Consider the following 26,558-nt stretch of genomic DNA (forward strand, 5'->3'; position numbering starts at 1 on the left):
GGTGGCCAAGGACCCCTACGCCATCCTCGGCGTGCCGAGGACCGCCTCGGCCGAGGAGATCAAGGCCGCCTATCGCAAGCTCGCGAAGAAGCTGCACCCGGACCTCAATCCGGGCGACCGTTCGGCGGAGGCGCGCTTCAAGGAGGTGTCGGCGGCCTACGATCTCCTCTCCGACCCCGAGAAGCGTCGACGCTACGACGCGGGCGAGATCGACGCCGAGGGCCAGGAGAAGCCGCGCGGGCCTTTCTTCCGCGACCGTCCCGAGGCCGGCACGTTCCGCTGGCGAAGCGGGCCTCGCGCCGGGCCCTCCGGGCTCGAGGACCTGTTCGAGGACCTGTTCGGGGGCGAGGCGGGCGAGGTCCGCTTCGCCTTCCCCGGCGAGGACATCCGCCTCCGCCTCACCGTGCCGTTCCTCGAGGCGGTGAACGGCGGCAAGGCGCGCGTCACCCTGCCCTCGGGCGACGTGATCGATCTGACCATCCCGCCCGGGGCGGAGGACGGCACCATCCTCCGCCTGCGCGGCAAGGGACTGCCCGGCATCGGTGGCGGCCCGCCCGGCGATGCCCTGGTCGAACTCGCGGTCGAGCCCCACCCGCTCTTTCGCCGCGAGGGCGAGACGATCCGCTACGACCTGCCGGTCAGCCTCGCCGAAGCCGTGCTGGGCGCGAAGGTCGAGGCACCGACGCCCGCAGGCCCCGTGATGCTGACCATCCCGCCCGGCTCCAACACCGGCACCGTGCTTCGCCTGCGCGGCCGCGGCGTGGCACGGGCGGACGGGTCGCGCGGCGACTGTCTCGTCACCCTCAAGGTGGTTCTGCCACCGAAACCCGATCGCGAGCTCGAGGAGTTCCTCCGCCGCTGGGAAGCGGGCAAGCGGTACGATCCGCGCGCCGGGCTCGGAGGTGCGTGATGGACATCGAGACCTTCTGCCTGCGTGCCCGCCTCGAGATCGAAACGGTCCGCTCCTGGATCGAAGCCGGCTTCGTGCGCGCCGAACTCTCGGAGGCCGATCTCGCCCGGGCGGCGCTGATCCGCGACCTGATCGAGGACCTCGGCGTCAATCTCGAAGGGGTCGAGGTGGTGCTCGATCTGCTCGATCAGCTGCACGAGGCGCGCGCCGCGCTGCGCCGCGTGCTCGCCGCGCTGGCCGACGCCGACCCCGCCGTCCGCGCGCGCGTCGCCGCCGCCCTGCGCGATCGCCCCTGAGCCGTCAGCCGGCGTCCCGCGGCGCGCCCGTCCCGTCGCGCCGCGCGCTCACCCGATCGAGGAAGGCGAGCGCGACCGCGGTCGCGATCAGCACCACGTGCACGATCACCTTCCAGGTCAGCGCCTCACCCGAGTAGCGCTCGGAGTTGAGGTGGACCTGCAGCATGTGCACGAGGCTGATCGCAGCGATGGAGGAGGCGACCGTCACCTTCAGCGTCGCCGCATCGAGGGTGACCAGCCAGCCCGGCCGGCGCGCATCGTCGCGCGCCACCGCCACCCGGCGGATGTAGTGCGAGAAGAGCGAGACGGCGACGGTGAAGATCAACCCCGCGATCAGAGCGAGGTCGATGAGGTCGAGCACCGCGACGATGACGGGCGCCTTGTCGGGAGCCGGAAAGGCGAGCGCGAAACGCGCGAGTGCGACCAGGAACTGGGCGGCGAACAGCGCGAGCGTGACGACGAGACCGAGGATGAAGGCCAACAGGAGCCAGCGGCTGCCGACGACGAGGCGGGCGGCGAGATGCTCGAGCCGGTCCATCGCCCACAGGTCCGCTCAGACGGGAAGACCGAGCCTCGCGAGGTCGCGGGCGAGCGCCTCGGCGCCCGCGAAGCGGAGCGCATGGAGCCCCACCGCGCGCGCGCCTTCGACGTTCTTTGCCGAATCGTCGATGAACAGGGTCCGCTCCGGGGCAAGACCGAACCGCGCGAGCGCATGGCGATAGATGGCGGGTTCGGGCTTCACCAGGCCGATGCGCCCCGAGACGACGATGGCGCGGAAGCGGGCGAGGAACGGATACAGTCGTTCCGCATACGGCCAGGTTTCGGCCGACCAGTTGGTGAGCGCATAGAGCGGCACGCCCGCGTCATCCAGGCGCTCCAGCAGGGCGACGGTACCGGCGATCGCGCCGTTCAGCATCTCCGGCCAACGCCCGCGATAGGCGGCGATCAGCTCAGCCTGGTCGGGGTGACAGGCGGACAGTTCCGCGATCGCCTGCGCCCAGGGCCGGCCGCGGTCCTGCTCCAGGTTCCACGCCGGGGTGCAGACCTCGGCGAGGAAGCGCTCCATCTCCGCCTCGTCCGCGAACAGCTTGCGATAGAGGTGGCGCGGGTTCCAGTCGATCAGCACGCCGCCCAGGTCGAAGATGACGGCATCGATGGCAGGAGTGTCGGTGCTCATGCCGGGCACGGATCACGGGACGGGGCGCGCGTCAACCGAAGAGCGCGCGCTCAAGCAGGCAGGGCAGCCACCGCCTCGCGCACGCGATCGGCGATCATCTGCGCATCCGCCGCCCCGGCGGTGAGTTCGGCGGCGGAGAGCGGGGCGCCGAAGACGACGCGGACGGGATGGGGTTTCGGAAAGCGCGCCGTGCGCGGCATCGCCTCGAAGGTGCCGACGATGCGGGCCGGCACTACGGGTGCTCCGGTCGCGCGCACGAGCTCGCCGATGCCAGGGAGGAAACGCTGGATCGCGCCGTCGGGGCTGCGCCAGGACTCCGGAAACCAGACCAGGCACTCGCCGCGGGCAAGCGATTCCTTCGCGTAGGCGAGGGTGGTCGCAGGCGCGCGCTCCTCGACCGGGAAGATCCGTGCCGCGCGGGCGAGGAAACGCCCCGCGCGCGTGCGAAAGAGGCGCGAGGCTTCGCCCGACCAGCGCACACGCGCGAGCGCCTCGCCGGGCAGGGCAGCGGCCATGATCGCGGGATCGAGGTCGGAGAGGTGGTTCGCCGCGATGATCACGGGGCCGGGGGGGATGTTGGTGCGCCCCTCGGTGCGCAGCCGGAACATCGCCGCGCAGAGCGCCTGGTTGAGGATGGCGAGCGCGCGCCCCGCCAAGCGATACGGCCAGGGTGGCGGATCGAGCCAACGCAGATCGGGGGCGGCGGGCTTCACCGGAGCAGGACCGCCGGAGCGGGCAACGGCGAGGGCGAGGATGTCGCGCACCGTCGTCACCCCCGCCCAGTCCTCCTCGGTGAAGGCAAGCCCGAGGCGGCTTTCCGCCTCGAGCGAGATCTCCACCCAGCCGAGGCTGTCGATGCCGAGATCGAGCTGCGGCGACTGCGCGGGCGAAACGAGCCGGTCGGGGAAGCGCGCACGCAGGAGCTCCCACATCGCCTTCGCCGCGGGCTCTGCGAGCAGGCGATGATCCTCGTCCGTCATTGTCGCTGCGGGCGAAGTGCGGCCGGCACGGGCGGCGTCGTACAGCGCGGGCAGGCGGAAGCGCTGGATCTTGCCGAGGCGGGTGCGCGGCAGCGCCTCGCGCGTGATGGCGAAGCCGGCGAGCCTCTGCCACGAAGGGAGACCCTGCTGCGCGGTCGCCAGCGCCACGCGCACCGCGTCCTCGATGCGCGGCGAGCCCGAAGCCGCAATCGCTCCTTCGTCGGGTACGACGAGGGCGACGAGCTTGCCCTCGCGCTCCAGCACGGCGATCTCCTTGATCGCGGGGTCGGCACCGAGGCGCTTCTCCAGCTCCTCGGGGAGGACGTTCTTGCCGCCGCCGAGCACGATCATTTCCTTCACGCGCCCGACGATGTGCACGTAGCCGTCCCGGTCGATGAAGCCCAAGTCGCCGGTGCGGAACCAGCCGTCCGCCGTGAAGGCCGCTTCGTTCGCCTCCCTGTCGTTCCGATAGCCGGAGAAGACGGACGGTCCGCGGCACTGCAGTTCGCCCACCCCGTGCTCGTCGGCGTCGGCGACGCGCAGCTCGACTCCGGGCAGCGGCCAGCCCTCCGAGCCGATGCGCGCCTTGTCCTTGTGGTTGTTGGTGAGGATGGAGGCCGTCTCGGCGAGCCCCCAGCCGGAGAGCACCTGCCAGCCCAACGCCTCGAGCGGCCAGATGACGGAGGCCTCGAACGCGGCCCCACCGGAGGCCATCAGCCACAGATCGGGTGCCAACTGGGCATGCAGCGAGCGGAACAGATGCCGCCCGGCGCGAATGCCGAAGCGGCGGCGCAGCAGCATGGAGAGCGAAAAGAGGGCGCGGAAGGCCGCCCGCTTGACGAGCGGCTGCGCGCGCACGCGCGCCATCAGCCCATCGAGCAGCGCGGCGTAGAGCCGGGGAACCGCCACCATCACCGTGCAGCGGCCCTCCTTGAGCGCGGCGACGAGATGCGGCCCGGTCACGCTTTCGGGCAACACCACGGTCGTTCCGATGGTGAACGGGGTGAGGATGCCGACCGTCAGCGGATAGACGTGGTGCAAGGGAAGCGGGAGCAGCGCGCGGTCGGCTTCCGTCACGATGCCCTGTGCGGCAAGCGCGCGCACGTTGTGCAGGACGTTGGCGTGGGTAAGCAGGAAGGTCTTCGGCCGCCCTGTGGTGCCGGAGGTGGCGACCAGCATCATCGGATCATCCGCTGCGATCGGCGGCAGGGCGGCCTTCGGTCCGGCAGCGAGCTCGGACCAATGCGTCAGTCCCTCGGCCCGCTCGAGCGCGACCAGCGCGAGGTCGGGGGCGAGGGCGCGCACGGTGGCGGCATGGGCGGCGGAGGCGAAGGCGAGTTTGGGCGCGATGTCGGCGACGAGGACGCGTGCCTCCTCCTCCGTCGTCAGATCGTCGAGGGCGGCGGCGATGGCGCCGAGCGCGCCGAGAGCAAGCCGCACGATCACCCAGTCGACGGAGTTGGGGCCCCACAGCAGCACCATGTCGCCGCGGCCGAAGCCCCGCGCGGCAAGCGCGCCGGCAAGCAACAAGGCCGCCTCGCCGATGGCGGCGAAGCCCGTTTCTTCGCCCTTGCCGCCGCGCACGTGCACGAGTGCGGGCTTGTCGCCGAAGCGGGCGAGGTCGGACACGAGGTCACGCAGCGTGGCGGGGGCGACGGGCGCGCGCATGCGCGGAATGTGGGGAGAGCCCGCCCGGGCCCCAAGCGCGGGCGGCGGTTTCCGTGCGCGGCGGAACCTGCCTAGTCTCACCGCATCAGGGAGGAGGGCCGGCCGTGTCGGTGTTCGAGGAAGTGGCGGTGCTGCTGGCGATCGCTTCGGCGGTCGGCTTCCTCGGCGTGGCCGCGCGTCAGCCGCTCATCGTCTCCTTCATCGCGGTCGGCATCCTCGCCGGCCCCTCGGGGCTCGCGCTCGTGCGCACCGGCGAGGTGGTGGAGACGCTCGCTCGCCTCGGCGTCTCCCTCCTCCTCTTCCTCGTCGGGCTGAAGCTGGAGCTCGGGCTGATCCGGCGCTTCGGCCGAGTCGCCGTCGCCACCGGGCTCGGCCAGGTGGTGTTCACGTCCTTGGGCGGCTTCGCCCTCTGCCTCGCCCTCGGCATGGAGGCGGTGGAGAGCCTCTACGTCGCGGTCGCACTCACCTTCTCCTCCACCATCATCATCGTGAAGCTGCTGTCCGACAAGCGCGAGATCGACTCGTTGCACGGCCGCATCGCCTTGGGCTTCCTCATCGTGCAGGACCTCTGCGTGGTGGTGGCGATGATCGTTCTGTCGGCCTACGGCGCGGCGACCGGCGAGGACGGCGCGGCGGCGCTTGGCCGCGCTCTCGGGGGCGGGATCGCGCTGATCGCGCTCACCGCCCTCTTCATGCGCTTCGTTGCCGAACCGCTGCTCGTTCGCCTTGCGCGCGAGCCCGAACTCCTCGTCGTCTTCGCCATCGGCTGGGCGGCGGCAGGGGCGGCGGCGGCGGATGCCGTGGGGCTGTCGAAGGAGCTGGGCGGGCTGCTCGCCGGGGTGAGCCTCGGCTCGACCTCGGTGCGCGAAACCATCGCCGCCCGTCTCGCCCCCCTGCGCGACTTCCTGCTGCTGTTCTTCTTCCTCCAGCTCGGCGCGTTGTTCGACTTCTCGACGGTGGGCGGCGAGGTCGTGCGCGCGGCGGTGCTGTCGCTGTTCGTACTGATCGGCAACCCGCTGATCGTGATGGTGATCATGGGCGTGATGGGCTACCGCAAACGCACGAGCTTCCTCGCCGGGCTGACGGTGGCGCAGATCAGCGAGTTCTCGCTCGTCTTCATCGCGCTCGGTCACGACCTCGGGCATGTCGGGCTCGAGGCGGTGGGGCTCACCACCTTGGTGGGCATCGTCACCATCGGGCTTTCCACCTACATGATCGTCTACTCTGGATCGCTCTACGCCCGGCTCGAGCGCTTCCTCGGCCCGTTCGAGCGCAAGAGCGGGTTGCGCGAGGATCATCTCGCCGAGAAGGCGGAGGCGCCTGCGCGCCCCGTCGTGCTCTGCGGCCTCGGCCGCTACGGCACCGCCATCGCCGAGCGGCTGTGCGAACGCGGCGTGGGTTTCCTCGGCGTCGATTTCGACCCCGAGGCGGTGCGCACCTTCCAGCGCCGCGGCTGGCCGGCGATCTACGGCGACATCACCGATCCGGTCTTCGTCTCCCACCTGCCGATCGATCAGGCCGAATGGGTGGTGGTGGCGGTGCCGCACCTCGTCGGCGTGCTCGGGCATGCCGACACGGCGGACGCGCTCGTCTCCGCCCTGCGCCATGCCGGGTTTCGCGGCAAGGTGGCGCTGACCGCGACCTACCCGGACCAGCAGGCGCGGCTGCGCGCGCTCGGGGCAGACCTCATCCTCTCCCCCTTCACGGACGCCGCCCGCGAGGCGGTGGACCGGATCCTCGCCGGTCGCACCGCGGCCGTGGCCGAAGCGGCGTGATCGTGCCACGCTTCCGCCACCTCGCCGTGGTTCCTGCGCGCGCGACGAGGAGCACGCGGTGGATTGGCGCGACAAGACCCTGGTGGTGACGGGAGGCGCGGGCTTCCTCGGCTCCACCATCGCTCGTCTTGCCGCCGCCCGTGGCGCGCGCGTGCGCATCATCGACGCCTTCCTGCCCGAAACGGGGGCGAATGCGGCCAACCTCGAGGGGGTAGCGGCGGAGATACATCGCCTGGACCTCAGGCATGACCCGCTGGAGACCGCTCTCGCGGGGGCGGAGGCGATCGTGCACTGCGCTGCCCAGATCTCGCATGCGGGCAGCGAGGCCGACCCGCTCGGCGACCTCGGCCACAACGCGGTGGGTACGCTGCGTCTCATCCTCGCCGCGCGTGAAGCCGCCCCCGACGCGGCGGTGGTGCACGCCTCGACGCGGCAGATGTACGGCCGCGCCCGGTCGCTTCCCGTCGCCGAAGACCATCCGATCGAACCGCCCGACGCCAATGCCGTGTCGAAATGGGCGGCCGAGCAGTACTGGCTGCTCGAGCACCGGCTGCGCGGCCGCCCGGTCGTCTCGCTCCGACTCACCAATTGTTACGGACCGGGGCTCAGGGTGAAGGACGCGCGTCAGACCTTCCTCGGCATCTGGATTCGCCGCGTACTGGAGGGCGAACCGTTCGAGGTCTGGGGTGGCGAACAGACGCGCGATCTCGCCTACGGCGAGGACGTGGCGGAGGCCTTCCTCGCCGCCTTCTCCGCGCCCTCCGGCATCTACAACCTCGGCGGCTCTCCCCCCGTCAGCCTGCGCGCGCTGGCCGACCTGCTGGTCGCGGTGCACGGCGGCGGGCGATACCAGGTGAAGGAGATGCCGCCCGAACGGGCGAAGATCGACATCGGTTCGTATGTGGCGGACGATTCCCGCTTCCGCGCCGCCACCGGCTGGGCGCCGCGCGTGCCGCTCGAGGAGGGGCTTGCCCGCACCCTCGCGTGGTATCGTGACCGCCTCCCGCTCTATCTGCGAGGCCAGCCATGAACGCGCCTCCCCCGCCCCTCCTCGTGCCGCAGGCCGACCCCGGCGCCTCCTATCGCGCCCAGGCGGCGGAGATCGACCGGGCGGTGGGGCGCGTGCTCGCCTCCGGCTGGTACATTCTGGGAGGGGAATGTGCCGCCTTCGAACGGGAATTCGCCCTCTGGCAAGGGCAGAAACGGGCGGTGGGTGTCGCCAACGGCACCGATGCGCTGGCCCTGATCCTGCGGGGCCTCGGTCTCGGGCCGGGGGCGTCCGTCGTCACCGTCTCGCACACCGCGGTCGCCACCGTGGCCGCGATCGAGATGGTGGGGGCGACTCCGATCCTGATCGACATCGACCCGCTGCACTACACGATCGATCCGCAGGAACTCGAGGCGGTGCTCGCCGACCCCCCACCCGGCCTGCCGCCCATCCGCGCGGTGATCGCCGTGCATCTCTACGGCGGGATGGCGGAGATCGATGCGATCGTCGCGATCGCAGATCGTTTCGGTGTCGCGGTGATCGAGGACTGCTCGCAAAGCCACGGCGCGATGTGGCGCGGCCGCAAGTGCGGCAGCTTCGGCACGGCCGCCGCGTTCTCGCTCTATCCGACGAAGAACCTCGGCGCGCTCGGCGACGGCGGCGTGCTCACCACCGACGACGAGGCGCTCGCCGAGCGGATCGCGGCACTCCGCCAGTACGGCTGGCGCGAGCGTTACGTCAGCGATCTCGCGGGGGTGAATTCCCGCCTCGACGAACTCCAGGCCGCGATCCTGCGCGTGAAGCTCACGGGCCTCGATGCGGCGAACGAACGGCGCCGGGCGATCGCTGCCGCCTATGACGAGGCGCTGGCCGCCACCCCCTTCGCCCCGCCGGCGCGGCGCCCCGGCAGCACGCACGTCTTCCACCAGTACGTGATCCGGTGCACCGACAGGGCAGGCGTGCAGGCGCGACTGCGCGCGGAGGGGATCGGCACCGGCGTGCACTACCCTGTGCCGGTGCACCTGCAGCCCGCCTATCGCGGCCGCATCGCGCTCGGCCCCTCCGCCTGCCGCGAGACGGAACGCGCCGCCCGGGAGGTGCTCTCCCTGCCGATGTTTCCCGAGCTCACCGATGCCCAGGTCGAGCGGGTCGTGATCGCCCTGCGTGCCCTGCGCTGAGCCCAATCACCCGCGGCTGTCCTCGCGGATCATCGCCGCCGCGCGTTCGGCGAGCATGATCACCGCCGCCTGGATGGTGGAGGACCGCACGAGAGGGAATGCCGACGCGTCCGCCACCCAAAGCCGCTCCAGCCCCTTGACGCGCAGCCTGGGGTCGAGCGGGGCGAGCGGATCCTCTCCCACCCGCACCGATCCGCAGGGGTGGTAGACGGTGGAGGCGGCCTCCCGCACCCAGGCCGCGATCGCCTCATCGGACGCGAGCGCCGGACCGGGCGCCAGGTCCTTCTCGATCAAGTCGGCAAGCGGCCGCTGCGCCACGATCCGGCGCGCGAGTTTCACCCCCTCCACCATCAGGAACAGGTCGTTCGGGGCGGAGAGGTAGTTCGGGCGGATCGCTAGCGGCAAATGGGGATATTCCGAGGTAAGCCGGATCTCGCCGCGGCTGTCGGGCCGGCAGGGGCCGACGACGAAGGTGAAGCCCGGATGGCGGTGCAGCCCTTCCGCCGTCGCGGTGAAGCTGAAGTTGATGAACTGGATCTGGATTTCGGGTTCCTCCGCCGCCCGGCGTGACGCGAGCGAACAGCGAGGCCTCGGAGGCGCCGACGGCGAGAGGGCCGCGCCGGTGGAACAGCCACCTCGCCGCCATGGGGGCGTAGCCCAGCGGCCCCGCCGTCCATTCGTTCATCGTCCCGCAGGGCCGCGTGCGGAATGGCATCCGTACTACGAGATGGTCCTGCAGGTTCTGGCCGACGCCGGGCAGATCGAGGCGCGGGATGACCCCGAGCTTGTGCAGGTGCCGCGCCGGCCCGATGCCCGACAGCATCAGGACTTTCGGCGTCTCGAGCACGCCGGCGCACAGCACGACGCCGCGTCTGACCATCCACCTGACCGCCCCTTGCCCGTCACGTCCCGCCACCCCGAGAGCCCGACCCCGATGATGGACGACGGATTCCCCCGGGCTCCGGTCAACACCCGCAAGTTCGGCCGAGTGCGGGCCGGGTGGAGATAGGCCCTGGCCGTGGACATCCTGAGCCCGCGCGAGACGTTCAGCGGATTGGGCCCTGCGCCCTCGTACCACGCGCCGTTGAAGTCGGGGCAACGCGGGAAGCCCGCCGCCACGCAGGCCTCGATGAAGGCGCGCCCCACCGGCGAAAGGTCCGGGGTCGGCCGGTTCCGCATCGCCCCCCGTGCCGTGCCGGTCGTCAGCCTCTCCCTCCCAGCACTCCAGTGCTCGGGAGACGAGCAGGCACTCCTCCCACGACCAGCCTCGCGCCACGGCCTGAGCCCAGCGGTCGTGGTCGCGCGGCGAGCCGCGCAGGAAGACGAGGACGAGGCCGTTGACCGCGCCGGAGCCCCCGAGCACGCGACCGCGTGGCCAGCGGATGCGACGGCCGTTCAGTTCGGGTTCCGGCTCAGTCTCGTAGTTCCAGTCGAAGGCACCGGAGCGAAAGAAACGGGCATAGCCGGCAGGCAGATGTAGGTAGGGGTGACGGTCCTCCGGGCCGGCTTCCAGCAGGGTCACCGTCGCCGTCGGATCCTCCGAAAGCCGGGCGGCGACGACACAACCCGCGCTGCCGCCGCCCACCACCCCGTAGTCGGCCGTCTCCTTCCGTCACCTGAACACCGTCACACCGTCACGCAGATTCTCCCGTGATCGACGCTTCGCTTGGCGGCACGCCGGTCAACCGCCCCCTGGCCCGCACGGCCTTCGCAGGTGCACACTCAGCTGCATGCACGATCTCGCTGCCACCCCCTTCCTCGACGCCGCGATCGAGGACCTGCTGGGCCTGATCGCGCGCGCCCGCGCAGGCGCAGAGCGGGATCCGTTCGGCAACCCGGTGCTGTCGGTCGCCCTCGCGATCAGCCGCCGCATCGACGACGGCGTGCTCGACGAGCGGAGTTTCGGCGCCATTGTCGGGGCACTCGCCGACCAGGCGTTCCGCGACCGGGCAGCACGGCTCGCGGCCTATGTCGGCGACCCCGATCCCGCCGCCTTCGACCGGCTCGCGGCGCGCTTGATCCGCCCCGACCCTGCCGACAGCCCCGTTCCTTGGGCCACCTTCGCCGCCGCGGTGTCGCGCCCGCGCTTCGCCGCCGTGTTCACCGCCCACCCCACCTTTTCCATGCCCTTCGCCACTGCCGCGCTGCTCGCCCGCGCCGCGCACGACCCCGAGGCGCGGCGGATGATGCCGCCCGGACATCGGCCGGGGCCGATCACGCTCGAGGAGGAGTTCGCCCAGGCCGCCGGCGCGATCGCCCACGCGCGCGATGCGATCGACGCCTTCGTCGCCGCCCTTCTCCGCGCCGCCCGCGCCACTTGGCCGGACCGCTGGACGAGGCTCGACCCGGCGCCGCTGCTCGTCGCCTCCTGGGTCGGCTACGACACCGACGGCCGGACCGACATCGGCTGGGCCGACACCATCCGCTTTCGTCTGCGCATGAAGGCGATGGGGCTCGCCCGCCTCGCCTCTCGCCTACCGCCGGGCCCGCTCGCCGACCGCCTGGCGGCGGCGCTGGCCGAGACCGACCGCCAGCACGCCCTCTGCCCGGCCGGCACCGCGCCGGAGCCCGAGGCCGTGCAGCGCTTCGCCCACGCGCTGATCGAGGGCAAGGCGAGGGCGCTGACCGACATCGACGAACTGCGCGCGCTGTTCGACCAGGCGATCGCCGCAAGCGCGGACGAGGAGGCGCGGCTTGCGCTCGTGGTGGCGCGCGCCTCGCTTGTCTCGCACGGCCTTTCGCTCGCCCACACCCATGTGCGGCTGAACGCGCAGCAGGTGCACAACGCCCTGCGCCATCGCCTCGGCTTCGACGCGACCCCGGAGGACCGCGCACGGCGTCGCGGCCTGATCGCCGCGATCAACGCCGCGCTCGACACGGTGGAGCCGATCCCGGTCGATTTCGGCGCCATCCTGGCCGAACAGTCCTCGGCCACACGGCTGATGATGACGGTCGCCCAGATCCTCAAGCACATCGACGGCTCGCAGCCGATCCGCTTCCTGATCGCCGAGACCGAGACGGGCTACACGCTGCTCGCCGCGCTGTGGCTCGCCCGCCGCTTCGGCGTGGCGGATCGGCTGGAGATCAGCCCCCTGTTCGAGACCGCGGAGGGGCTCGAGCACGGCGCCCGCGTGCTGGAAGAGGCGCTGCGCAGCCCGCATTTCCGCGAGCACCTGCGGCGCGCGGGGCGGCTTTGCCTGCAGTTCGGCTACTCGGATTCGGGTCGCTTCGTCGGCCAGCCCGCCGCCTCCTACCTCGTGGAGCGGCTCAGGCTGAAACTGGCCGAGACACTGCGACGGTTCTCGCTCGGCGGCCTCGAACTCGTCCTGTTCAACACCCATGGGGAATCGATCGGCCGTGGCGCGCACCCAGGCACGCTCGCCGACCGGCTCGAATACCTCGCCCCTGCGCAGTCGCGTGCGCGTTTCGCGGAAGCGGGGCTCGCCGTGCGCGAGGAATCGTCCTTCCAGGGCTCTGACGGCTACCTGCTGTTCGGGACGCCTGCACTCGCCACCGCGACCGTCGCGCGCATCGCCGAACACGCCTTCAGCACGCCCGCAGTGGAAGAGGATCCGATCTACCTCGAGGCCGACTTCGCCGCCGAGTTCTTCGGCTCGTTGCGCGCAGCGATGGAGAGCCTGGTCGAAGATCCGGGCTATGCCGCCCTGCTCGGTGCCTTCGGTCCCGCCTTGCTCGACCCGACGGGGTCGCGCCCGGCGAAGCGGCAGACCGACGGCATGGGCGGGCCGGCCGTCATTGCGAACCCGCGCGAATTGCGGGCAATCCCGAATAACGCGATCCTTCACCAGCTGGGCTGGCTCGCCAACACGCTGCACGGGCTCGGCCAGGCCATCGCGCGCGCGCCCGAGACGTTTGCCGAACTCGTGCAGAGGAGCCCGCGTTTCGGGCGGGCGATGGCGATGGCGGCGGCGGCGCGCACCAAGGGCGACATCGACATCCTGCGCGGCTACGTCGCCACCCTCGACCCGGGCACTTGGCTCGATCGGGCGCAGCGATCGACGCGCCAGGGCCGGCGCGAGGAGCTGATCGCGGTGGCGGACGCGCTGGAGGCGCTCGGTTTCGCCGCCCCGGTGCGCAGGCTGTTCCGCCGCCTGCAGCGGGACGGGCTTCTGCTCGATGCGGTCTGGCCCGGGCCGCAGGGATCGGATCGGCTGTTCGCGCTGCATGCGCTGCGCATCGCCGCCATTCACCGCATCTGGCTGCTCGCCGCCCGGATCCCGGACTTCTCCCCGCGCCACGGCATCACCCGGGCGGGCGTGCTCGCGCGCCTCCTGCGGCTCGATGTGCCGGCCGCGGTCGACATCCTGGAGGAGGTGTTCCCCCGCCGGCCCGATCCTGCCGCCAGCATGGACTTCGGCGAACCGGCCGGCCCGCGCGCGGCGGCGACCTACGAGCGCGAGCACGAGGAGCTGTTCGCTCCGATGCGGACCTGGTTCGCGCTGGTACGCGAAGGCTCGGCCGCGATCGCGCACGAGGTCGGCTCCTTCGGCTGAGCGGTCGGCGGCACGGCTCGGCTCCCCTGATCCCGCGCCACTCACGCAAGGAGCGGCATGGCGCGCTCCGGCCCGGCCAGGATTTCGACCAGGCGGGCCAGATCGACCTTGCCGGGACGGTCCGGCGGCAGACCGGGGGGGCAGTGTCGGCCGAGGTCGAGAAACGCCTCGGCGGCGCGGCGCAGCACGGCATCCGGCCAGCCGGCGCGGGGGGCCAGCCTCTGGGCGGCGGCGGCCAGCTCGCTCGCCGCACGGGCGGAGGTCTCAAGTCGCTCGAAGGCGGAGACGGGCCCGCCCTGCTCGATCACCGCGAGCGCGGCGCGCACGAGCGTTTCGCCGACGGCCTTGGTCAGCACCTCCTCGAGCATCGCCTCGCAGGCGCGGCCGAGAGCGGAAATCGCGTCGCGCCGCGTATCGTTCCGCATCTGCAGCCGATCGTCGAGCAGGGCGGCGAGACGTTCCACCAGCGCGACGGCACCACGCACATCGCCGAGGGGGGCGGCGAGCAGCGCTTCGCGCTCCTGCGCGACCGCCCGCTCCAGCGTGGCGACCGTCGCGTCGAGCGCCTGGCCGATCGCCTCCTCGACATCGCCGAGCCCGGCGTTGCGGGCGTGATCGCGCACGAGCAGAGGCACGCCGGGCAGGTGGCCGAAGCGCACGAGCGCGATCAACGCCACCCGGCGATAGAGGGCGGGACTGGTGGGTGCCGCGGCCGCGTCCAGGGCGCGGCGCACGGCCTGCCACGGGTCGCTCGCGGTCAAGGCAGGGTTCAACGCGATCAGTTCCCGCCCGATGCGGAGCAGGTCGGCGACCGCGGCGCAGAAGCTGCGAAACAGCGGCTCCACCATCGGGATCGCGCCGGCTGTCGCGGGCAGCGGTGCCGTGCCGCCGAACGGACGCAGGATGTCCGCCGCCGCCACCCACAGTTTCGGCCCCGTTTCGTTCACCACCTCGGGATCGGCGAGCAGGCGCCCTTTGAGATCGGCGGCCAGGGCGGACAAGGGACCGGCGGCGAGGCGCTCCGTCACGATGGCGATCATCGGCCTGAGCGCGCTGCGCGGGATGGTGAGATCCCCACGCTGCCAATCGGCGGGGTGCACCAGCAGCGGCTCGAACGGCAGGGCGAAGAGACGGCCGAGCGAAGCCGGGCGTGGGCAGGCGACGACGCCTGAGCGCATCGCTGGCCGGAACGGGGCGATCAGCGCGTCCACGTCCCCCCGTTCCGCCAGGCGGTCCACCAGCGCCACGACGGCGCCGAGACGATCGGCCGGCCGGTCGGCGAGCGCGGCGCGCAGGCCGGCGAGGGTGGCGCGATCGAGGGTCATTCGGCCTCGCCCAGCAGGCGCTCGAGCAGGGCTTGCCGCAGCACCGTGCCGCGCCCGCTGAGGCGCGCCGGCGTATCGGGCCACCGGTCGCGCGCGGTGGCGGAGACGGCTGCCCCGGGAAGCGCGTGCTCGAGTTCGCGCGGCAGCGGAGGCAGCGACCGCCCGATCAGCCACAGCGCCGCCAGCCGCCCCGCCGCACTGTCGCTGGCCGCCTCCCAGACGGAGAGCAGGAGAGGCCAGCCGTCGAGGACCCAAGCGGCGAGATCGAGCGGCGTACGCCAAGCAACCGCAGCAGAGGCTGCCGCGCGGATGGTGCGCATCGGCGACAGGGCGGCGTCCATGAACCTGGCATGGAGCGCCGAGGCGGCCTCTGCAGTGGCCGAGGCCGCGCCCGAGACGAAGCGCAAGGCCACCTCCTCGCCCTCGCAGAGGGGATCGAGGTCGGCGAGGGTGGCGGTGAAGGCGCGCAGGCGCTGCAGGATCGCCTCCAGCCGCCGTGCGAGGGCGATCGCGGAGGCGAGGGCGTGCAGGGCGGAAACGAAAGCCTGGGTATCGAGGGCCGCTGCGCGAGCGACCTGGTCGAGCAGCACACGGTTGTCCTGCACGAACGCGACGAGCGCGTCCGCGCCCAGGGGGCAGCGGGCCACCGCCTCCTCATCGCGGTCGCCGAGACGCGCGACGAGAGCGACCAGGGCAGCAGCGAGCTCGGCCTGCTCGCGTCTGTGCCGTTCGGCCTCCCGTGCGGCCACGCGGCGCCCGGCCAGACCCTGCAGGGCAGCCGTGCGGCGGGCGGCGGCGACCGCCTCGGGCGACGGCGTGCCGGCGGCCGAGAGGGCAGCGAGCACGGTCCGGTCGAACAGCGAGGGAGCGGCGAAGTCCGCCACCGAAGCGAGCGGGATCGCGTACCAGCCCCGCGTGCCGTCCGGCCCGCGCAGGACGAGGTCGGGCGGGTGGGTGCCGTGGCGGCGGAGCCTGGCGAAGGCCAAGGCCGGCGTGGTCAGCGGCAGCACGACCCCGCGTTCCGCCCAGGTTTCCGGCGTGGCGGAGGCCTGGCGGAAGGAGACGGGGACGGCCGGCGGGGCGGCTTCGGTCAACGCGGCGAGCATGAGGGCACGCCACTGTCGCGCCGAGTCGTGAACACGCCGTTACGAAACAGGGGGCGGTCCCGCTGCGATGGCGCAACACGGCGGATTGTCGGGTTCTGCTCCCGTCAGCACCCCTCGAACTTCGGCGCCCGCTTCTCGAGGAAGGCGCGGAAGGCGTTCCGGAAGTCCTCCGTCAGCACGAAGTCGTTCACCGCGGCTTCCTCCTCCGGCGTGATCGGCAGCGGGCCCCGCAGCTTCAGGATCGCCCGCTTGTGGAAGCGCGCCGAGAGGGGAGCACCATCGGCGATGCGGCGGGCAAGCGCCATCGCCTCCTCCTCGACGCGCTCGTCGGGCACGACTCGGGAAAGCAAGCCCTTCTCGTAGGCCTCGCGGCCCGAGAAGATCCGACCCTCGATGAACACCTCCGCTGCCACCCCGGTGCCGACCATCTGGATCACCGGGTCCATCTCGGCGTAGGGGTACCAGATGCCCAGGTTGCGGGCGGTGATGCCGAAGCGGATGCCCTCGCCGCCGACGCGGAAGTCGCACATGGTGGCGATCCCCGCCCCGCCGCCGAGACAAATGCCGCGGATCATCGCCACCGTCGGATGCAGGCAGGTGCGCACCGCCTGCAGGCTCTCGTGCAGCACCCGCCCGTAGACGTCCTCCTTCTCGCGCGTGCCGCGCTCCTCGGCGAAGGCCGCGATGTCGGCCCCGGCGCTGAACGCCTCCGCCCCCGCCCCGCGCAGCACGACGCAGCGGAGCGAGGTGTCGGCGGAGAGCCCCTCCATCACTGTCTTCAGCGCCCGCCACATGGCGAGATCGAAGGCGTTGCGCCGTTCGGGGCGGTCGAACAGGACGACGGCGATGTGCGGGTCGGGCCGTTCGAGGCGGATTCGCGGGTCTGGGCTCTGCACGGGGAGGGCGCTCATTGCGGGTCGAAGGCGGGACGGGCGGTGACGAACCGCCAGTGATGCCAAAGAAGCCGCGCCGCAAGCCCCCTTGCCGGCGCCCACGGTTCGGCAAGCGCACGCAGGGCCCGCTCCGAGGGTCGCGCGGGAAGCCCCTTCAGCGCCGCCGTCGCGGCGGCGAGGGCGAGGTCGGCGGCGGGAAAGACGTCGCGGCGTTCAAGCGCGAACAGGAGGTAGATCTCCGCCGTCCAGCGCCCGAAGCCGGGCAGGGCGGTGAGCGCGGCGATCGCCTCCTCATCGGCCATCCGTTCGAGCGAGTCGGGGTCGAATCGGCCCGACGCGACGGCCGCGGCGAGCGCGCGCGCGTAGCCGATCTTCGGCCGCGACAGCCCGGCGGCGCGCAGGGCGTCCTCGGACAGGCGAAGCAGGCGCTCGGCGTCGGGGGCGGGCGGGGCGAGGGCAACGAGGCGGGACCAGATCGCCGCCGCCGCCGCATTGCTGATCTGCTGGCCGACGATGGCGGCGAGCAGCCCCGCGAAGCCCTTCGGCCGACGCCGCCAGGGCAGCGGGCCGGCCGCGGCCTCGATCGCCGCCAGATCGGGGTCGCGGGCGCACAGCGCATCGAGGGCCTTGCGTTCCGCCGGCGGAACGGAAAGCTCTGGCGGGATGGGCGCGTCGGGCACGAGGCGAGACTGTCGCGCCCCGTGCCCGCGCGGTCAAACGGCGGGCCTCAGCCGATGCGGCGCACCCGGCCCGTGTCGCGGTCCATCACGAAGCGGGCGATCACGCCCCCCTCCGCGGTGGTGACGGCGATCTCCGCTTCGCGCGCGCCGAGCGCCTTGACCTCGCCGATTCGCCAGTTGCGCTCGCCGAGCCACAGGAGGGCGGCTTCGGCGATCTTCCGCACCTCCTCGTCGGAGAGGTTCTTGTTGTCCCGGTTGATGAAGAAGCCGCGCAGCAGGCCGCGCTCGCCGCGCGCCTCGCCGCGATGATGGCCGCGCCCCCACTCGCCGCGCGGCCCGTCCCAGCGGGCCCCTGGGCCGCGTTCGGTCATCATGCCCGGGCCCTGGCCGGGCCCCATCCCCGGCCCCATGCCGGGCTGGGCCCAGGCCCCCATCCGGCCCGCGCCGTAACCGACCAGCCCGGCCGAGGCGAGCCCCCCCGCCAGCAACACCACCTTCACGATCCGGCTCATCGCATCCTCCGTCATGGTTCCTCCCCGGCTTGTCGCCGGGAACGCCGGCACCGTGGGCGAACCGCATTGCGGGCGGATGGCAGGGCTTCGACGAAGTGCAGGAAACCGTAACGGCGTGTGACGGGCCGGGCGGTTTGCAACATGCCGTCACCTGTGCGGCGTTGCCGCGCACGCCACCCCGCGCAAAAACCCGCGCCATGAGCGAGCGGGAGCCGCACATCCTGGTCGTCGATGACGATCGCGAGATCCGCGCCCTCCTTGCCCGCTTCCTCGAGGGGCATGGGTTTCGCGTCTCCACCGCGCGCGATGGGCGGGAGATGCGCCGCGCACTCGCCCATGGTGCGCATGCGCTGATCGTGCTCGACCTGATGCTGCCCGGCGAGGACGGGCTGTCCTTGCTGCGTGCCTTGCGCGCCGAGGGCCTGCGCACGCCGGTGATCATGCTCACCGCGATGGGCGAGGAGACCGACCGCATCGTCGGGCTCGAACTCGGTGCCGACGATTACGTGCCGAAACCCTTCAACCCGCGCGAGCTGCTCGCGCGCATTCGCGCCGTGCTGCGCCGCGCGGCGGAGGCGCGCGCGGGGGCGGCGGTGGCGGGGACGGTGTTCCGCTTCGCCGGCTGGACCCTCGACACCGCGCGCCGTCGCCTGACCGACCCGAACGGGGTCGAGGTCGCGCTGACGGGTGGCGAGTTCGATCTCCTGCGCATCCTGGCCGAGCGGCCCGGGCGGGTGCTGACGCGCGATGCGCTGATGGACCTGCTGCACGGGCGCGCCGCCGGCGTGTTCGACCGCACGATCGACGTCGCGATCAGCCGGCTTCGCCGCAAGCTCGACGACGACGGCAAGAACCCCTCGCTGATCAAGACCGTGCGCGGCGGCGGGTACGTGCTGGCCGCCGCGGTGGAAACGTCGTGACGCCCTTCCTCTGGCCGCGCTCCATCGCGGGGCGAACTTTCCTCGTGCTGCTCCTCGGCCTGTTCGCCGCGCAGGTGATCGGGCTCACCATCCACGCGCTCGATCGCCTCGAGCTGCAGCGCAGCGCGGCGGCGCGCGAATCCATGCTGCGGCTCGCCGGGCTGTGGCGGGCGGCGGTGACCGCCCCGGCCGCGGCGCGCGGCGAGCTCGTCCGCCAAGCCGACCTGCCGGAGGGGTTCACGGTCACTTTCTCCGCCGAGCCCACCACGGTCGGCCTCGCGTTCGGCGGACGGGGCGAGCGGGCGGAGCGCCTGGCAGCCTGGCTCGGTCGGCTCGGCGGCCCTCCGCCTCTGCGCCCGCGCGAGGTCATCCTCGCCGACCTGCCCGGCGGCGGCTTCGCCGCCTCGCTGCGGCTGCCCGATCAGGGCTGGATGAACGTCACCGCCCGCCCGCCGCGCCCAGTCCCCTGGTCGTCGCCCACCTTCCTCGCCGCACTCGCGGTGATGACGGCGGCCGTCGCCGCCCTCTCCTTCTGGGCGGTGCGGCGGCTGACCGCGCCGATCCGCGACCTCGGCGCCGCCGCCGAGCGGCTGGGGCGGGACGTCAATGCGCCACCCTTGTCGACCGAGGGCCCGCGCGAGGTCGCCCAGGCGGCGGCGGCCTTCAACACCATGGCGGAGCGCATCCGCCGCTTCGTCGCCGACCGCACCACCATGCTCGCCGCGCTGAGCCACGACCTGCGCACGCCGATCACGCGGCTTCGCCTGCGCGCGGAGTTCATCGAGGACGAGGCGTTGCGCGAGAAGATCCTCGCCGATCTCGCCGAGATGGAGGCGATGGTCTCCGCCACGCTCGCGCTCGCCCGCGAGGATGCCGTGCGCGAGGCCGCAGCCGTGATCGACCTCGCGGCACTCGCGCGCACCGTGGCGGACGAGGCGAACGACCTCGCCGGGCGAGAGATCGTGCGGGTGGAGGCGCCGGCCACGCTGGCGGTTTCCGTCCGCCCCGTCTCGTTGAAGCGGGCGATCGGCAACCTGGTGCAGAACGCCCTCGCCTACGCCGGCGACTGCACGATCCGCCTCCTTCCACCCGAGGGCGGCGTGGTGCGGATCATGGTCGAAGACGAGGGACCGGGCATCCCGGAGGGCGAGATCGAGCGGCTGATGCAGCCCTTTCAGAGGGGCGAGCCGTCGCGGTCGCGCGAGACGGGGGGAGCGGGGCTCGGGCTTGCCATCGCGCGCAGCGTGGCGCGCGCGCATGGTGGCGAGCTCGTGCTGGAGAACCGCTCGCCGCGGGGCTTGCGCGCCACCCTCAGCCTGCCCGCCTGAATCTCACTTCGCGAGGCAGGAGACGAGCGGGGCCGGAAAGCCGAGGCAGCCTGGGAAGGAGATCGACCCGTCCGCCTCGCGCTTGACGCGCAGCACGTTGGGGTCGGCGCAGCCGAAGCCCGCCTGCGGCGCGCCGGCCGGGCGGGGCGGGACGGGGCGAAGGCGGATCTCCACCCCTTCGGGCACCGCGCGCACGGTCTCGACGATCCTCTGCTGGTAGGAGGGATCGAGCAGGGTCTGGTGCAGGATGATGTCGCGGGTGACGATGACGGTCGGCGCCGCGAGGCACGCGGTGCGGCCCTGCCGCGGGTCGGGTGGGGCGATGCCGCCGGTCCAGGCGCCGTAGAGCCAAGCGTGGGGTTCGCCCTGCGCAGGGGCGTCGGCCGGCATGGCGAAGGCGACGGCGATGGCGGCGAGCATGACGGAACGGCGCGGCACGGGGCTCCCTCGTTCGGCAAGGCCTGGGACACTAGCCGAGGCCGCCTCGGCGGGGGAGGCGGGGCGCGCTGCGCGCCTGCCCCGCGCCTTGCCGATGCCATGCTCGCATGGCACCGGGGCGCGCTTGCCGTCATCCCGAGGTGCCACTGCCGTGGAACTTCCCGGCCTTCGCCGTCTCTACGACGCCGTGCTCCGGCTCGCCGCCCACCCGCAGGCGCGGGTGTGGCTGTTCCTCGTCGCTTTCGCCGAATCCTCGGTGTTCCCGATCCCGCCCGACGTCATCCTGGCGCCGATGGCGGTGGCGCGGCCTGACCGATGGCTCTCGTCGGCGCTGACCTGCACCGCGGGCTCCACCCTCGGGGGGGTGGCGGGTTACCTCATCGGCTGGGGGCTCTACGAGGCGCTGGCGGTGCCGATCATCGAGCTCTACCGCCTGCACGAGGCGGATGCGCGGTTTCGCGAGCTCTACCTCGCCTACGACTGGTTGGTGGTGGCGATCGCCGGCTTCACGCCCATCCCGTACAAGCTCGCCACCATCGCTTCCGGCGCGGTGGGGATGGGCCTCCTGCCGTTCATCGTCGCCTCGGCGGCCTCGCGCGGGGCGCGGTTCGTGATGGTGGCGCTGATCGCGGCGAAGTTCGGCCCGCCCGTGCTGGCGGTGGTGGAGAAGCGGTTGACCCTGTTCACCCTGGTGTTTCTGGCGTTGCTCGCCGGCGGCTTTGTGCTGGTGCGCTGGCTGTGAGCCTCAGCGCGCGGCGGCGGTGACGCCGTGGCGGGCGAGGAAGTCGCGAATGGTCATCATCTCCGCATCGGCGAGACACGCGGTGTCATCGGGCCCAGTCTCGAAGCGGTAGATCGTGATCTGCTGGCCCAGGATCTGGGCGCGGCAGAATTCCCCCTGGCGCTGCGGCCGGCCGGGGCAGGCGGCGAGATCGACGTGCGGAACGGCCGGTTCAAACTCGGCATAGGTGATTCGGCAGGCCGCTTCGGCGGCGAGGGCGCTCGCCGTGCCGAGGGGGACGGCGGCGAGAGCGGGAAGAAGGGCGAGGGCGGCGTGCCGAGTGCGCTCTGCCATGGGTGGTCCTTCCGGTGGCCGCATGGGTTTGCTGCCTGTTATGATAATGAGAGTCACTCGCATTTGCAACCGGCGCGACAAGCGGCACGCACTTGCCCGATCGCAGACCCCCTTCTCTGCGGCCGCCGTTCCGCCCGTTGCGGACCCCGACGCAGGAAAAGCCCCGGGGAGGGTGTCCCCGGGGCCCTCGTTCAACGCGGGTTGGGCGCGGCTTGTCGGTCAGCACACCGTCGGGCGGCGGCGGGCGGCGAAGCCGAGGCCCAGCAGACCCGCGCCGAGGACCGCGAGCGAGGCGGGTTCAGGGATCGGGTTGCCGACAACGAGGCTCTGACGGGGAATGGCCAGCCCCTGCGCATCCACCGCGGTGAGGCCGATCGGGATCGGCATCGCGGACAGGTTCGCTGCGGAGAGGGCGTTGGAGATCGCCGTCAGTTCGGGGGTGATGGTCGACGCGGCGGTCGAGCTCCAGGAGAAGGCGGAGCCGTAGGCGACCTCCCACACGTCGAGCTGGTAGGCGGCGGAGCGGATCGCGGTCAGTGTGGCGGCCTCGGCCTGGGCGGCCAGGGTCAGCCAGTTGATCTGCTGCAGCTGCGTGGTGTTGAGCGGGAAGTCCACCGGCGCGCCACCGGGCGTCGGGTCACCCGCGGCGGCGACGGGCGCGACGGTGTAGGTCGTCGGCACCTGGATCGGATGGAACAGGTCGACGCAAAACCCGTAGAGAGTGCCGGCGGTGGTATTGAGCTGGAAGAGACCGGCCAACACGTTGATCGGACCGAGCGATGGTGTCCCGCTCAGCTGAACCGTGACCGTCGGATTGGACCCCGTCCCGACCAGCGAGTACGCGGTCATGGTGATGGTGGAAGCCGCCCCCGGCTTGGGTGGGGCCACGACCGCAACCACGACGGCGACGGCGGCAATGAACGTTTTGAGTCCAATGATGAAGCCCCCTGTGCAGCGACGAACGAACGGTCGTCGTTCGGAGGCTGCCAGACCCTTCATAAGAATGCACCATTTTGCAATGCGGCTGTGTGTTTTTTTGGCCTAGGCTGGCGGAAAAGCGAAGGCCCCGAGGGCGCGAACCCTCGGGGCCCTCCCGGCAGGTTGCCCGGGGACGATCAGTGCACGGAGTGACGCCGCCGCGCCATCGCGCCGAGGCCCAAGAGGCCCGCGCCGAGGAGGGCGAGCGAGGCCGGCTCGGGCACGCCGATCACCAGCATCTGGCGCTCGCCGAGGATCGTTTCTCCGTTTGGCCCGGTCTGCACCGAGATCAGCGCGGTCGGGATCGCGATCGACGACAGGTCGGCCGCGGAGAGGGCCGCCGAGATGCCGGTGAGCGCCGTGAGCACGGCGGCGGGAGCGCTGCCGTAGGAGAAGGCGCTGCCGTAGGCGACCTCCCAGACCTTCAGCTGGTAGGCGGCGGAGCGGGCGGCGGTCAGAGTGCTGGCGGCAAGCTCGCTCACCGCCTGCAGGGTGAGCCAGTTGATCTGCTTCGCCTGGGTCGTGGTCAGCGGGAAGATGTCCGGTGCGGAACCGGATGAACCGGGCGGGCTGTTGTCGCCGGCGAAGGTCAGCGGCGCGGTCTGATAGACAGTGTTGTTCTGGATGGTGTGGAAGAGGTCGACGCAGAACCCGTACAGCGTGCCGGCCGTGGTGTTGAGCTGAAAGAGCCCGGCGTTGAGACTGCCCCAACTGATGCTGTTGCCCGGCACGGAACTGGTCACTGAGACGTTGCTGATCACCTGCGAGCCGGCGGCGAACGAATAGCTCGTCATGGTGATGGTGGAGGCCGACCCCGTCTGCGGGGCGGCGAGTACCGCGGCCGAGACGGCGGCGGCGGCGAGAGCGTTTCTGAGCCACATGGCGTGTGTTCCCCTGGCTGCGCGGTGGACCAACCCACCGCACGGCAGCGTTACCATGTCAACCAGAAACGATCAAGGAATCTTATTTTTTCGACGCCCAAAAATACAACTGCATGATAAAGAATGCGACGACACTCGGGCTCAGCCCGGGGGCGGCGCTACCACCGCCTTGATCTCCTCGAGCGACGCGGGGTCGTCGATGGTCGGCGGCACCACGTAGTCCTGCCCGTCCGCGATCCGGCGGATGGTCGCCCGCAGCACCTTGCCCGACCGCGTCTTCGGCAACCGCGGCACCACCCGCACGCGGCGGAACGCCGCCACGGGGCCGATCCGGTCGCGCACCATCGCCACCAGTTCCGCCTCCAGCACGGCCTCCGCCTTCGCCACGCCGGCCTTCAGCACGACGAGCCCCAAGGGCACCTGGCCCTTCAGCGAATCCCGCACCCCCACCACCGCGCACTCGGCGACGTCGGGGTGCGCGGCCAGCACCTCCTCCATCGCCCCCGTCGAGAGCCGGTGTCCGGCGACATTGATGATGTCGTCGGTGCGGCTCATCACCCACACATAGCCCTCGTCGTCGATCATCCCGGCATCCGCCGTGGTGTAGAAACCGGGGTGACGGGCGAGATAGGCCTCGCGGAAGCCCTCGTCGTTCTGCCACAGCGTGGGCAGGCAGGAGGGGGGCAGGGGGAGTTTCACCACCAGGTCGCCGATGGTGCCGGGCGGCACCTGCTGCCCCGCCTCGTCGAGCACGCGCAGATCGAACCCAGGCGAAGGCTTGCCGCCCGATCCGGGCTTGGTGGGAAAGAGGCCCAAGCCCCGGAAGTTGCCGGTGATCGCCCAGCCGGTCTCCGTCTGCCACCAGTGGTCGATCACCGGCCGGTTCAGGAGGCGCTGCGCCCAGACGACCGTGTCGGGATCGCATCGTTCGCCGGCGAGGTAGAGGGCCTCGAAGCGCGCGAGATCGTACGCCGCGAGCAGCCTGCCTTCCGGATCCTCGCGCTTGATGGCGCGGATCGCGGTGGGCGCGGTGAACAGCGCCTTCACGCCGTGCTGGCTGCACACGCGCCAGAACGCCCCCGCATCCGGCGTGCCGACGGGCTTGCCTTCGTAGACGATGGTGGTGCAGCCGGCGAGCAAGGGCCCGTACACGATGTAGGAGTGGCCGACCACCCAGCCCACGTCCGAAGCGGCCCAGAACACGTCCCCCGCGCCGACGCCGTACAGCATGCCCATCGAGTTCGCGAGGGCGACGGCGTGGCCTCCGTTGTCGCGCACCACGCCCTTCGGCCGGCCGGTCGTGCCCGAGGTATAGAGGATGTAGAGCGGATCGAGCGCCGAAACCGGCACGCAGGGGATGGGTTCGCCGCGCGCTTCGGCCTCGGCCCAGTCCTCGTCCCGCCCCTCCGTCAGCTCCGCCTCGCGTTCGGGCCGCTGCAGGATCAGACAGAACTCGGGCGCATGGGGTGACAGCCCGATCGCGGCATCGAGCAAGGGCTTGTAGGGAACGACACGCCCCGGCTCGAGCCCGCAGGAGGCGGAGAGGATGGCGCGCGGCTTGGCATCCGCGATGCGCGAGGCGAGTTCGGCCGCGGCGAAGCCGCCGAAGACGACCGAATGGATGGCGCCGATGCGCGCGCAGGCGAGCATGGCGATCACCGCCTCCGGCACCATCGGCATGTAGATCAGCACCCGATCGCCCTTCTTCACGCCGCGCGCGGCGAGCGCCCCCGCCACCTTGGCCACGCGGACGAGGAGCTGCGTGTAGGTGAAGGTCGCGATCTGGCCGGTCATCGCGGAATCCCAGATCAGCGCCGGCTGATCGCCCCGCCCAGCGGCAACGTGGCGGTCGAGCGCGTTGTGGCAGGTGTTGAGCACGCCGTCGGGGAACCAGCGGCCATAGACGCCCCGCTTCGGGTCGAACGCCCGCTTGGGCGGCGTGTCCCAGTCGATCAGGCCGGCGCGTTCGAGCCACCAGCCCTCAGGGTCGCGCCGCCACGCGGCATAGGTGGCCTCGTAGGACATCGTCCGTTTCCTCCTGGAATCGATCTGCCGTTGGCGGAAGCCTGCGTCAGCGCTGGCCGCCGCGCAACCGACCCCCCGACCGCCCGGCCGCACCGCCCGCCCCGGGGCACCGGCGCGAAATCCTTGCGCCGCGCCGCGCCGACGCGCCAGGATGGCGCGGGAAGGAAACGTCCATGCTGGGGAGCCTGACGCACCGGGTCGGGCGGTTCTTCGCTGCCCTCGGCGGCCGGCTGATCGCGCCGAATGGCGAGGAGCGGTCGCGCCGCTTCACCGAGCCGCTCCGCCTTCCCGAGGGGCCGCTTGCCAGCTTGCGCTACGTCGTGTTCGACCTCGAAACGACCGGGCTCGAGCCCACGCGCGGGGATCGCATCATCGCCATCGGCGCGGTGCGGGTGATCGGTGGCCAGGTGGACGAACTTGACCGCTTCGAATCGTTCTGCCAGCCCGGCCGGCCGATTCCGCCCGCCTCGACCGCGATCCACGGCATCACCGACGCCATGGTCGCGCACGCGCGGCCCTGGCCGCACGTGGTGGCCGACTTCCATGCCTGGGTCGGCCAGGACGTTCTGGTCGCGCACAACGCCGCTTTCGACCTCTCTTGCCTGCATGCGGCCGAGGCCCAGGCCGGCGTGCGCTTCGACAACCCCGCCCTCTGCACCATGGTGCTGTCGCGCTGGCTCGATCCCCACGAGCGCGATCACAGTTTGGATGCGATCGCCGCCCGGCACGGCATCGTCATCGCCTCGCGCCACGACGCGCTCGGCGATGCCGTCGCCACCGCCCATCTCTTCGTCGACATGCTGCGCCGGGCGGAGGACCGCGGCATCGCGAGCCTCGAGGACCTCGCGCATGCGAGCCGCATGCGCGCGGCCATCGCCGCCGCGGCGATGGCGTTCTGAGCGGTCGCACGA

The 26,558-nt window shown here is 71.9% G+C and carries 24 protein-coding genes and 3 pseudogenes; 10 read left to right on the plus strand and 17 right to left on the minus strand.

The features are described from left to right. Position 1: 1 nt before the first annotated feature. Together DWB05_RS09045 and DWB05_RS09050 are read left to right on the plus strand one after the other, a co-directional pair. The gene (locus tag DWB05_RS09045) at positions 2-910 is read left to right on the plus strand and encodes a DnaJ C-terminal domain-containing protein (protein ID WP_114376874.1); all 909 of its coding nucleotides are present in this window, start codon (positions 2-4) and stop codon (positions 908-910) included. Further along, the gene (locus DWB05_RS09050; protein WP_114376875.1) at positions 910-1,206 is read left to right on the plus strand and encodes a chaperone modulator CbpM; all 297 of its coding nucleotides are present in this window, start codon (positions 910-912) and stop codon (positions 1,204-1,206) included. The genes DWB05_RS09045 and DWB05_RS09050 overlap by 1 nt, the downstream gene beginning before the upstream one ends. Before the next feature lie 4 nt (positions 1,207-1,210). Here the strand turns inward: DWB05_RS09050 and DWB05_RS09055 are convergent, their stop codons facing one another. The 3 genes from DWB05_RS09055 to DWB05_RS09065 are packed head-to-tail and all read right to left on the minus strand — an operon-like array spanning position 1,211 to position 5,031. After that, positions 1,211-1,744 (minus strand): YqhA family protein, encoded by a 534-nt coding sequence (locus DWB05_RS09055; protein WP_114376876.1) that lies wholly within the window; start codon positions 1,742-1,744, stop codon positions 1,211-1,213. A gap of 15 nt (positions 1,745-1,759) precedes the next feature. Continuing rightward, positions 1,760-2,383, minus strand: coding sequence for an HAD family hydrolase (locus DWB05_RS09060; protein WP_114376877.1), 624 nt, complete (start codon positions 2,381-2,383; stop codon positions 1,760-1,762). Between the two features lie 50 nt (positions 2,384-2,433). Beyond that, positions 2,434-5,031, minus strand: coding sequence for an AMP-binding protein (locus DWB05_RS09065; protein WP_114376878.1), 2,598 nt, complete (start codon positions 5,029-5,031; stop codon positions 2,434-2,436). Positions 5,032-5,135: 104 nt separating this feature from the next. Here DWB05_RS09065 and DWB05_RS09070 point away from each other — a divergent pair, with 104 nt between their 5' ends. From DWB05_RS09070 to DWB05_RS09080, 3 genes are read left to right on the plus strand one after another with little or no spacing between them, the layout of a single operon-like run. After that, positions 5,136-6,806, plus strand: coding sequence for a cation:proton antiporter (locus DWB05_RS09070; RefSeq protein ID WP_114376879.1), 1,671 nt, complete (start codon positions 5,136-5,138; stop codon positions 6,804-6,806). Positions 6,807-6,864: 58 nt separating this feature from the next. Then, on the plus strand, positions 6,865-7,836 hold the full coding sequence (locus DWB05_RS09075; RefSeq protein ID WP_114376880.1) for an NAD-dependent epimerase/dehydratase family protein: 972 nt from the start codon (positions 6,865-6,867) through the stop codon (positions 7,834-7,836). Beyond that, the gene (locus DWB05_RS09080; RefSeq protein ID WP_114376881.1) at positions 7,833-8,972 is read left to right on the plus strand and encodes a DegT/DnrJ/EryC1/StrS family aminotransferase; all 1,140 of its coding nucleotides are present in this window, start codon (positions 7,833-7,835) and stop codon (positions 8,970-8,972) included. Before DWB05_RS09075 ends, DWB05_RS09080 begins: the two co-directional genes overlap by 4 nt. Before the next feature lie 6 nt (positions 8,973-8,978). Here DWB05_RS09080 and DWB05_RS15080 read toward each other — a convergent pair whose 3' ends face one another. The 4 genes and pseudogenes from DWB05_RS15080 to DWB05_RS15240 all read right to left on the minus strand — a co-directional run. Continuing rightward, positions 8,979-9,377 carry a GMC oxidoreductase gene (locus tag DWB05_RS15080; protein WP_232818477.1) on the minus strand — a complete coding sequence of 133 codons (399 nt, stop codon included), beginning with the start codon at positions 9,375-9,377 and terminating at the stop codon, positions 8,979-8,981. 376 nt (positions 9,378-9,753) lie between these two features. Beyond that, positions 9,754-9,852, minus strand: a pseudogene (locus tag DWB05_RS15230) (GMC family oxidoreductase N-terminal domain-containing protein); the annotation flags it as partial. A 134-nt stretch (positions 9,853-9,986) separates the two neighbouring features. Further along, positions 9,987-10,151 (minus strand): annotated as a pseudogene (locus DWB05_RS15235) (GMC family oxidoreductase); the annotation flags it as partial. A gap of 103 nt (positions 10,152-10,254) precedes the next feature. After that, a pseudogene (locus tag DWB05_RS15240) lies at positions 10,255-10,560 on the minus strand (GMC family oxidoreductase N-terminal domain-containing protein); the annotation flags it as partial. 142 nt (positions 10,561-10,702) lie between these two features. Here DWB05_RS15240 and DWB05_RS09095 point away from each other — a divergent pair. Continuing rightward, positions 10,703-13,486, plus strand: a complete 2,784-nt coding sequence (locus DWB05_RS09095) for a phosphoenolpyruvate carboxylase (protein WP_114376884.1) — start codon at positions 10,703-10,705, stop codon at positions 13,484-13,486. Between the two features lie 41 nt (positions 13,487-13,527). Here the strand turns inward: DWB05_RS09095 and DWB05_RS09100 are convergent, their stop codons facing one another. The 5 genes from DWB05_RS09100 to DWB05_RS09120 all read right to left on the minus strand — a co-directional run bounded on the left by DWB05_RS09100 (position 13,528) and on the right by DWB05_RS09120 (position 18,002). Further along, on the minus strand, positions 13,528-14,811 hold the full coding sequence (locus DWB05_RS09100; RefSeq protein WP_114376885.1) for a hypothetical protein: 1,284 nt from the start codon (positions 14,809-14,811) through the stop codon (positions 13,528-13,530). Next, the gene (locus DWB05_RS09105) at positions 14,808-15,917 is read right to left on the minus strand and encodes a hypothetical protein (protein ID WP_114376886.1); all 1,110 of its coding nucleotides are present in this window, start codon (positions 15,915-15,917) and stop codon (positions 14,808-14,810) included. Before DWB05_RS09105 ends, DWB05_RS09100 begins: the two co-directional genes overlap by 4 nt. A gap of 104 nt (positions 15,918-16,021) precedes the next feature. Further along, on the minus strand, positions 16,022-16,828 hold the full coding sequence (locus tag DWB05_RS09110) for an enoyl-CoA hydratase/isomerase family protein (protein ID WP_114376887.1): 807 nt from the start codon (positions 16,826-16,828) through the stop codon (positions 16,022-16,024). Then, positions 16,825-17,490, minus strand: coding sequence for a DNA-3-methyladenine glycosylase family protein (locus DWB05_RS09115; protein WP_198669122.1), 666 nt, complete (start codon positions 17,488-17,490; stop codon positions 16,825-16,827). Before DWB05_RS09115 ends, DWB05_RS09110 begins: the two co-directional genes overlap by 4 nt. Before the next feature lie 47 nt (positions 17,491-17,537). Beyond that, positions 17,538-18,002 (minus strand): hypothetical protein, encoded by a 465-nt coding sequence (locus DWB05_RS09120; protein ID WP_157967143.1) that lies wholly within the window; start codon positions 18,000-18,002, stop codon positions 17,538-17,540. 197 nt (positions 18,003-18,199) lie between these two features. Here DWB05_RS09120 and DWB05_RS09125 point away from each other — a divergent pair, with 197 nt between their 5' ends. Beyond that, positions 18,200-18,922: a response regulator gene (locus DWB05_RS09125; RefSeq protein WP_114376889.1), complete on the plus strand. Its 723-nt coding sequence runs from the start codon at positions 18,200-18,202 to the stop codon at positions 18,920-18,922. Next, positions 18,919-20,250, plus strand: a complete 1,332-nt coding sequence (locus DWB05_RS09130; RefSeq protein ID WP_114376890.1) for an ATP-binding protein — start codon at positions 18,919-18,921, stop codon at positions 20,248-20,250. Before DWB05_RS09125 ends, DWB05_RS09130 begins: the two co-directional genes overlap by 4 nt. Before the next feature lie 3 nt (positions 20,251-20,253). On the opposite strand, the gene DWB05_RS09135 is transcribed toward DWB05_RS09130, so the two are convergent. After that, complete coding sequence (locus tag DWB05_RS09135) at positions 20,254-20,688, minus strand: hypothetical protein (RefSeq protein ID WP_157967144.1); 435 nt, start codon at positions 20,686-20,688, stop codon at positions 20,254-20,256. A gap of 151 nt (positions 20,689-20,839) precedes the next feature. On the opposite strand from DWB05_RS09135, the gene DWB05_RS09140 reads away from it, so the two are divergent. After that, positions 20,840-21,430 carry a YqaA family protein gene (locus DWB05_RS09140; protein WP_114376892.1) on the plus strand — a complete coding sequence of 197 codons (591 nt, stop codon included), beginning with the start codon at positions 20,840-20,842 and terminating at the stop codon, positions 21,428-21,430. A gap of 3 nt (positions 21,431-21,433) precedes the next feature. Here DWB05_RS09140 and DWB05_RS09145 read toward each other — a convergent pair whose 3' ends face one another. The 4 genes from DWB05_RS09145 to DWB05_RS09160 form a co-directional block, all read right to left on the minus strand. Continuing rightward, the gene (locus DWB05_RS09145) at positions 21,434-21,763 is read right to left on the minus strand and encodes a hypothetical protein (RefSeq protein ID WP_114376893.1); all 330 of its coding nucleotides are present in this window, start codon (positions 21,761-21,763) and stop codon (positions 21,434-21,436) included. A gap of 219 nt (positions 21,764-21,982) precedes the next feature. Then, on the minus strand, positions 21,983-22,651 hold the full coding sequence (locus DWB05_RS09150; protein WP_232818478.1) for a PEP-CTERM sorting domain-containing protein: 669 nt from the start codon (positions 22,649-22,651) through the stop codon (positions 21,983-21,985). Between the two features lie 227 nt (positions 22,652-22,878). Continuing rightward, positions 22,879-23,622: a PEP-CTERM sorting domain-containing protein gene (locus DWB05_RS09155; protein WP_157967145.1), complete on the minus strand. Its 744-nt coding sequence runs from the start codon at positions 23,620-23,622 to the stop codon at positions 22,879-22,881. Between the two features lie 141 nt (positions 23,623-23,763). Continuing rightward, positions 23,764-25,647, minus strand: coding sequence for a propionyl-CoA synthetase (locus DWB05_RS09160; protein ID WP_114376896.1), 1,884 nt, complete (start codon positions 25,645-25,647; stop codon positions 23,764-23,766). Positions 25,648-25,820: 173 nt separating this feature from the next. Here DWB05_RS09160 and DWB05_RS09165 point away from each other — a divergent pair, with 173 nt between their 5' ends. Beyond that, the gene (locus tag DWB05_RS09165) at positions 25,821-26,546 is read left to right on the plus strand and encodes a 3'-5' exonuclease (RefSeq protein WP_114376897.1); all 726 of its coding nucleotides are present in this window, start codon (positions 25,821-25,823) and stop codon (positions 26,544-26,546) included. Positions 26,547-26,558 lie beyond the last annotated feature (12 nt).

This window comes from Elioraea thermophila (ex Habib et al. 2022), from assembly GCF_003336755.1.
Lineage (GTDB): Bacteria > Pseudomonadota > Alphaproteobacteria > Acetobacterales > Acetobacteraceae > Elioraea > Elioraea thermophila.

What these genes read in the sequence shown, in the direction of transcription:
- DWB05_RS09050 (WP_114376875.1), top strand. Translation starts at nt 910, where the DNA reads ATGGACATCGAGACCTTCTGCCTGCGTGCCCGCCTCGAGATCGAAACG.
- DWB05_RS09055 (WP_114376876.1), bottom strand. Translation starts at nt 1,744, where the DNA reads ATGGACCGGCTCGAGCATCTCGCCGCCCGCCTCGTCGTCGGCAGCCGC.
- DWB05_RS09060 (WP_114376877.1), bottom strand. Translation starts at nt 2,383, where the DNA reads ATGAGCACCGACACTCCTGCCATCGATGCCGTCATCTTCGACCTGGGC.
- DWB05_RS09065 (WP_114376878.1), bottom strand. Translation starts at nt 5,031, where the DNA reads ATGCGCGCGCCCGTCGCCCCCGCCACGCTGCGTGACCTCGTGTCCGAC.
- DWB05_RS09080 (WP_114376881.1), top strand. Translation starts at nt 7,833, where the DNA reads ATGAACGCGCCTCCCCCGCCCCTCCTCGTGCCGCAGGCCGACCCCGGC.
- DWB05_RS09095 (WP_114376884.1), top strand. Translation starts at nt 10,703, where the DNA reads ATGCACGATCTCGCTGCCACCCCCTTCCTCGACGCCGCGATCGAGGAC.
- DWB05_RS09100 (WP_114376885.1), bottom strand. Translation starts at nt 14,811, where the DNA reads ATGACCCTCGATCGCGCCACCCTCGCCGGCCTGCGCGCCGCGCTCGCC.
- DWB05_RS09105 (WP_114376886.1), bottom strand. Translation starts at nt 15,917, where the DNA reads ATGCTCGCCGCGTTGACCGAAGCCGCCCCGCCGGCCGTCCCCGTCTCC.
- DWB05_RS09110 (WP_114376887.1), bottom strand. Translation starts at nt 16,828, where the DNA reads ATGAGCGCCCTCCCCGTGCAGAGCCCAGACCCGCGAATCCGCCTCGAA.
- DWB05_RS09120 (WP_157967143.1), bottom strand. Translation starts at nt 18,002, where the DNA reads ATGAGCCGGATCGTGAAGGTGGTGTTGCTGGCGGGGGGGCTCGCCTCG.
- DWB05_RS09125 (WP_114376889.1), top strand. Translation starts at nt 18,200, where the DNA reads ATGAGCGAGCGGGAGCCGCACATCCTGGTCGTCGATGACGATCGCGAG.
- DWB05_RS09145 (WP_114376893.1), bottom strand. Translation starts at nt 21,763, where the DNA reads ATGGCAGAGCGCACTCGGCACGCCGCCCTCGCCCTTCTTCCCGCTCTC.
- DWB05_RS09155 (WP_157967145.1), bottom strand. Translation starts at nt 23,622, where the DNA reads ATGTGGCTCAGAAACGCTCTCGCCGCCGCCGCCGTCTCGGCCGCGGTA.
- DWB05_RS09160 (WP_114376896.1), bottom strand. Translation starts at nt 25,647, where the DNA reads ATGTCCTACGAGGCCACCTATGCCGCGTGGCGGCGCGACCCTGAGGGC.
- DWB05_RS09165 (WP_114376897.1), top strand. Translation starts at nt 25,821, where the DNA reads ATGCTGGGGAGCCTGACGCACCGGGTCGGGCGGTTCTTCGCTGCCCTC.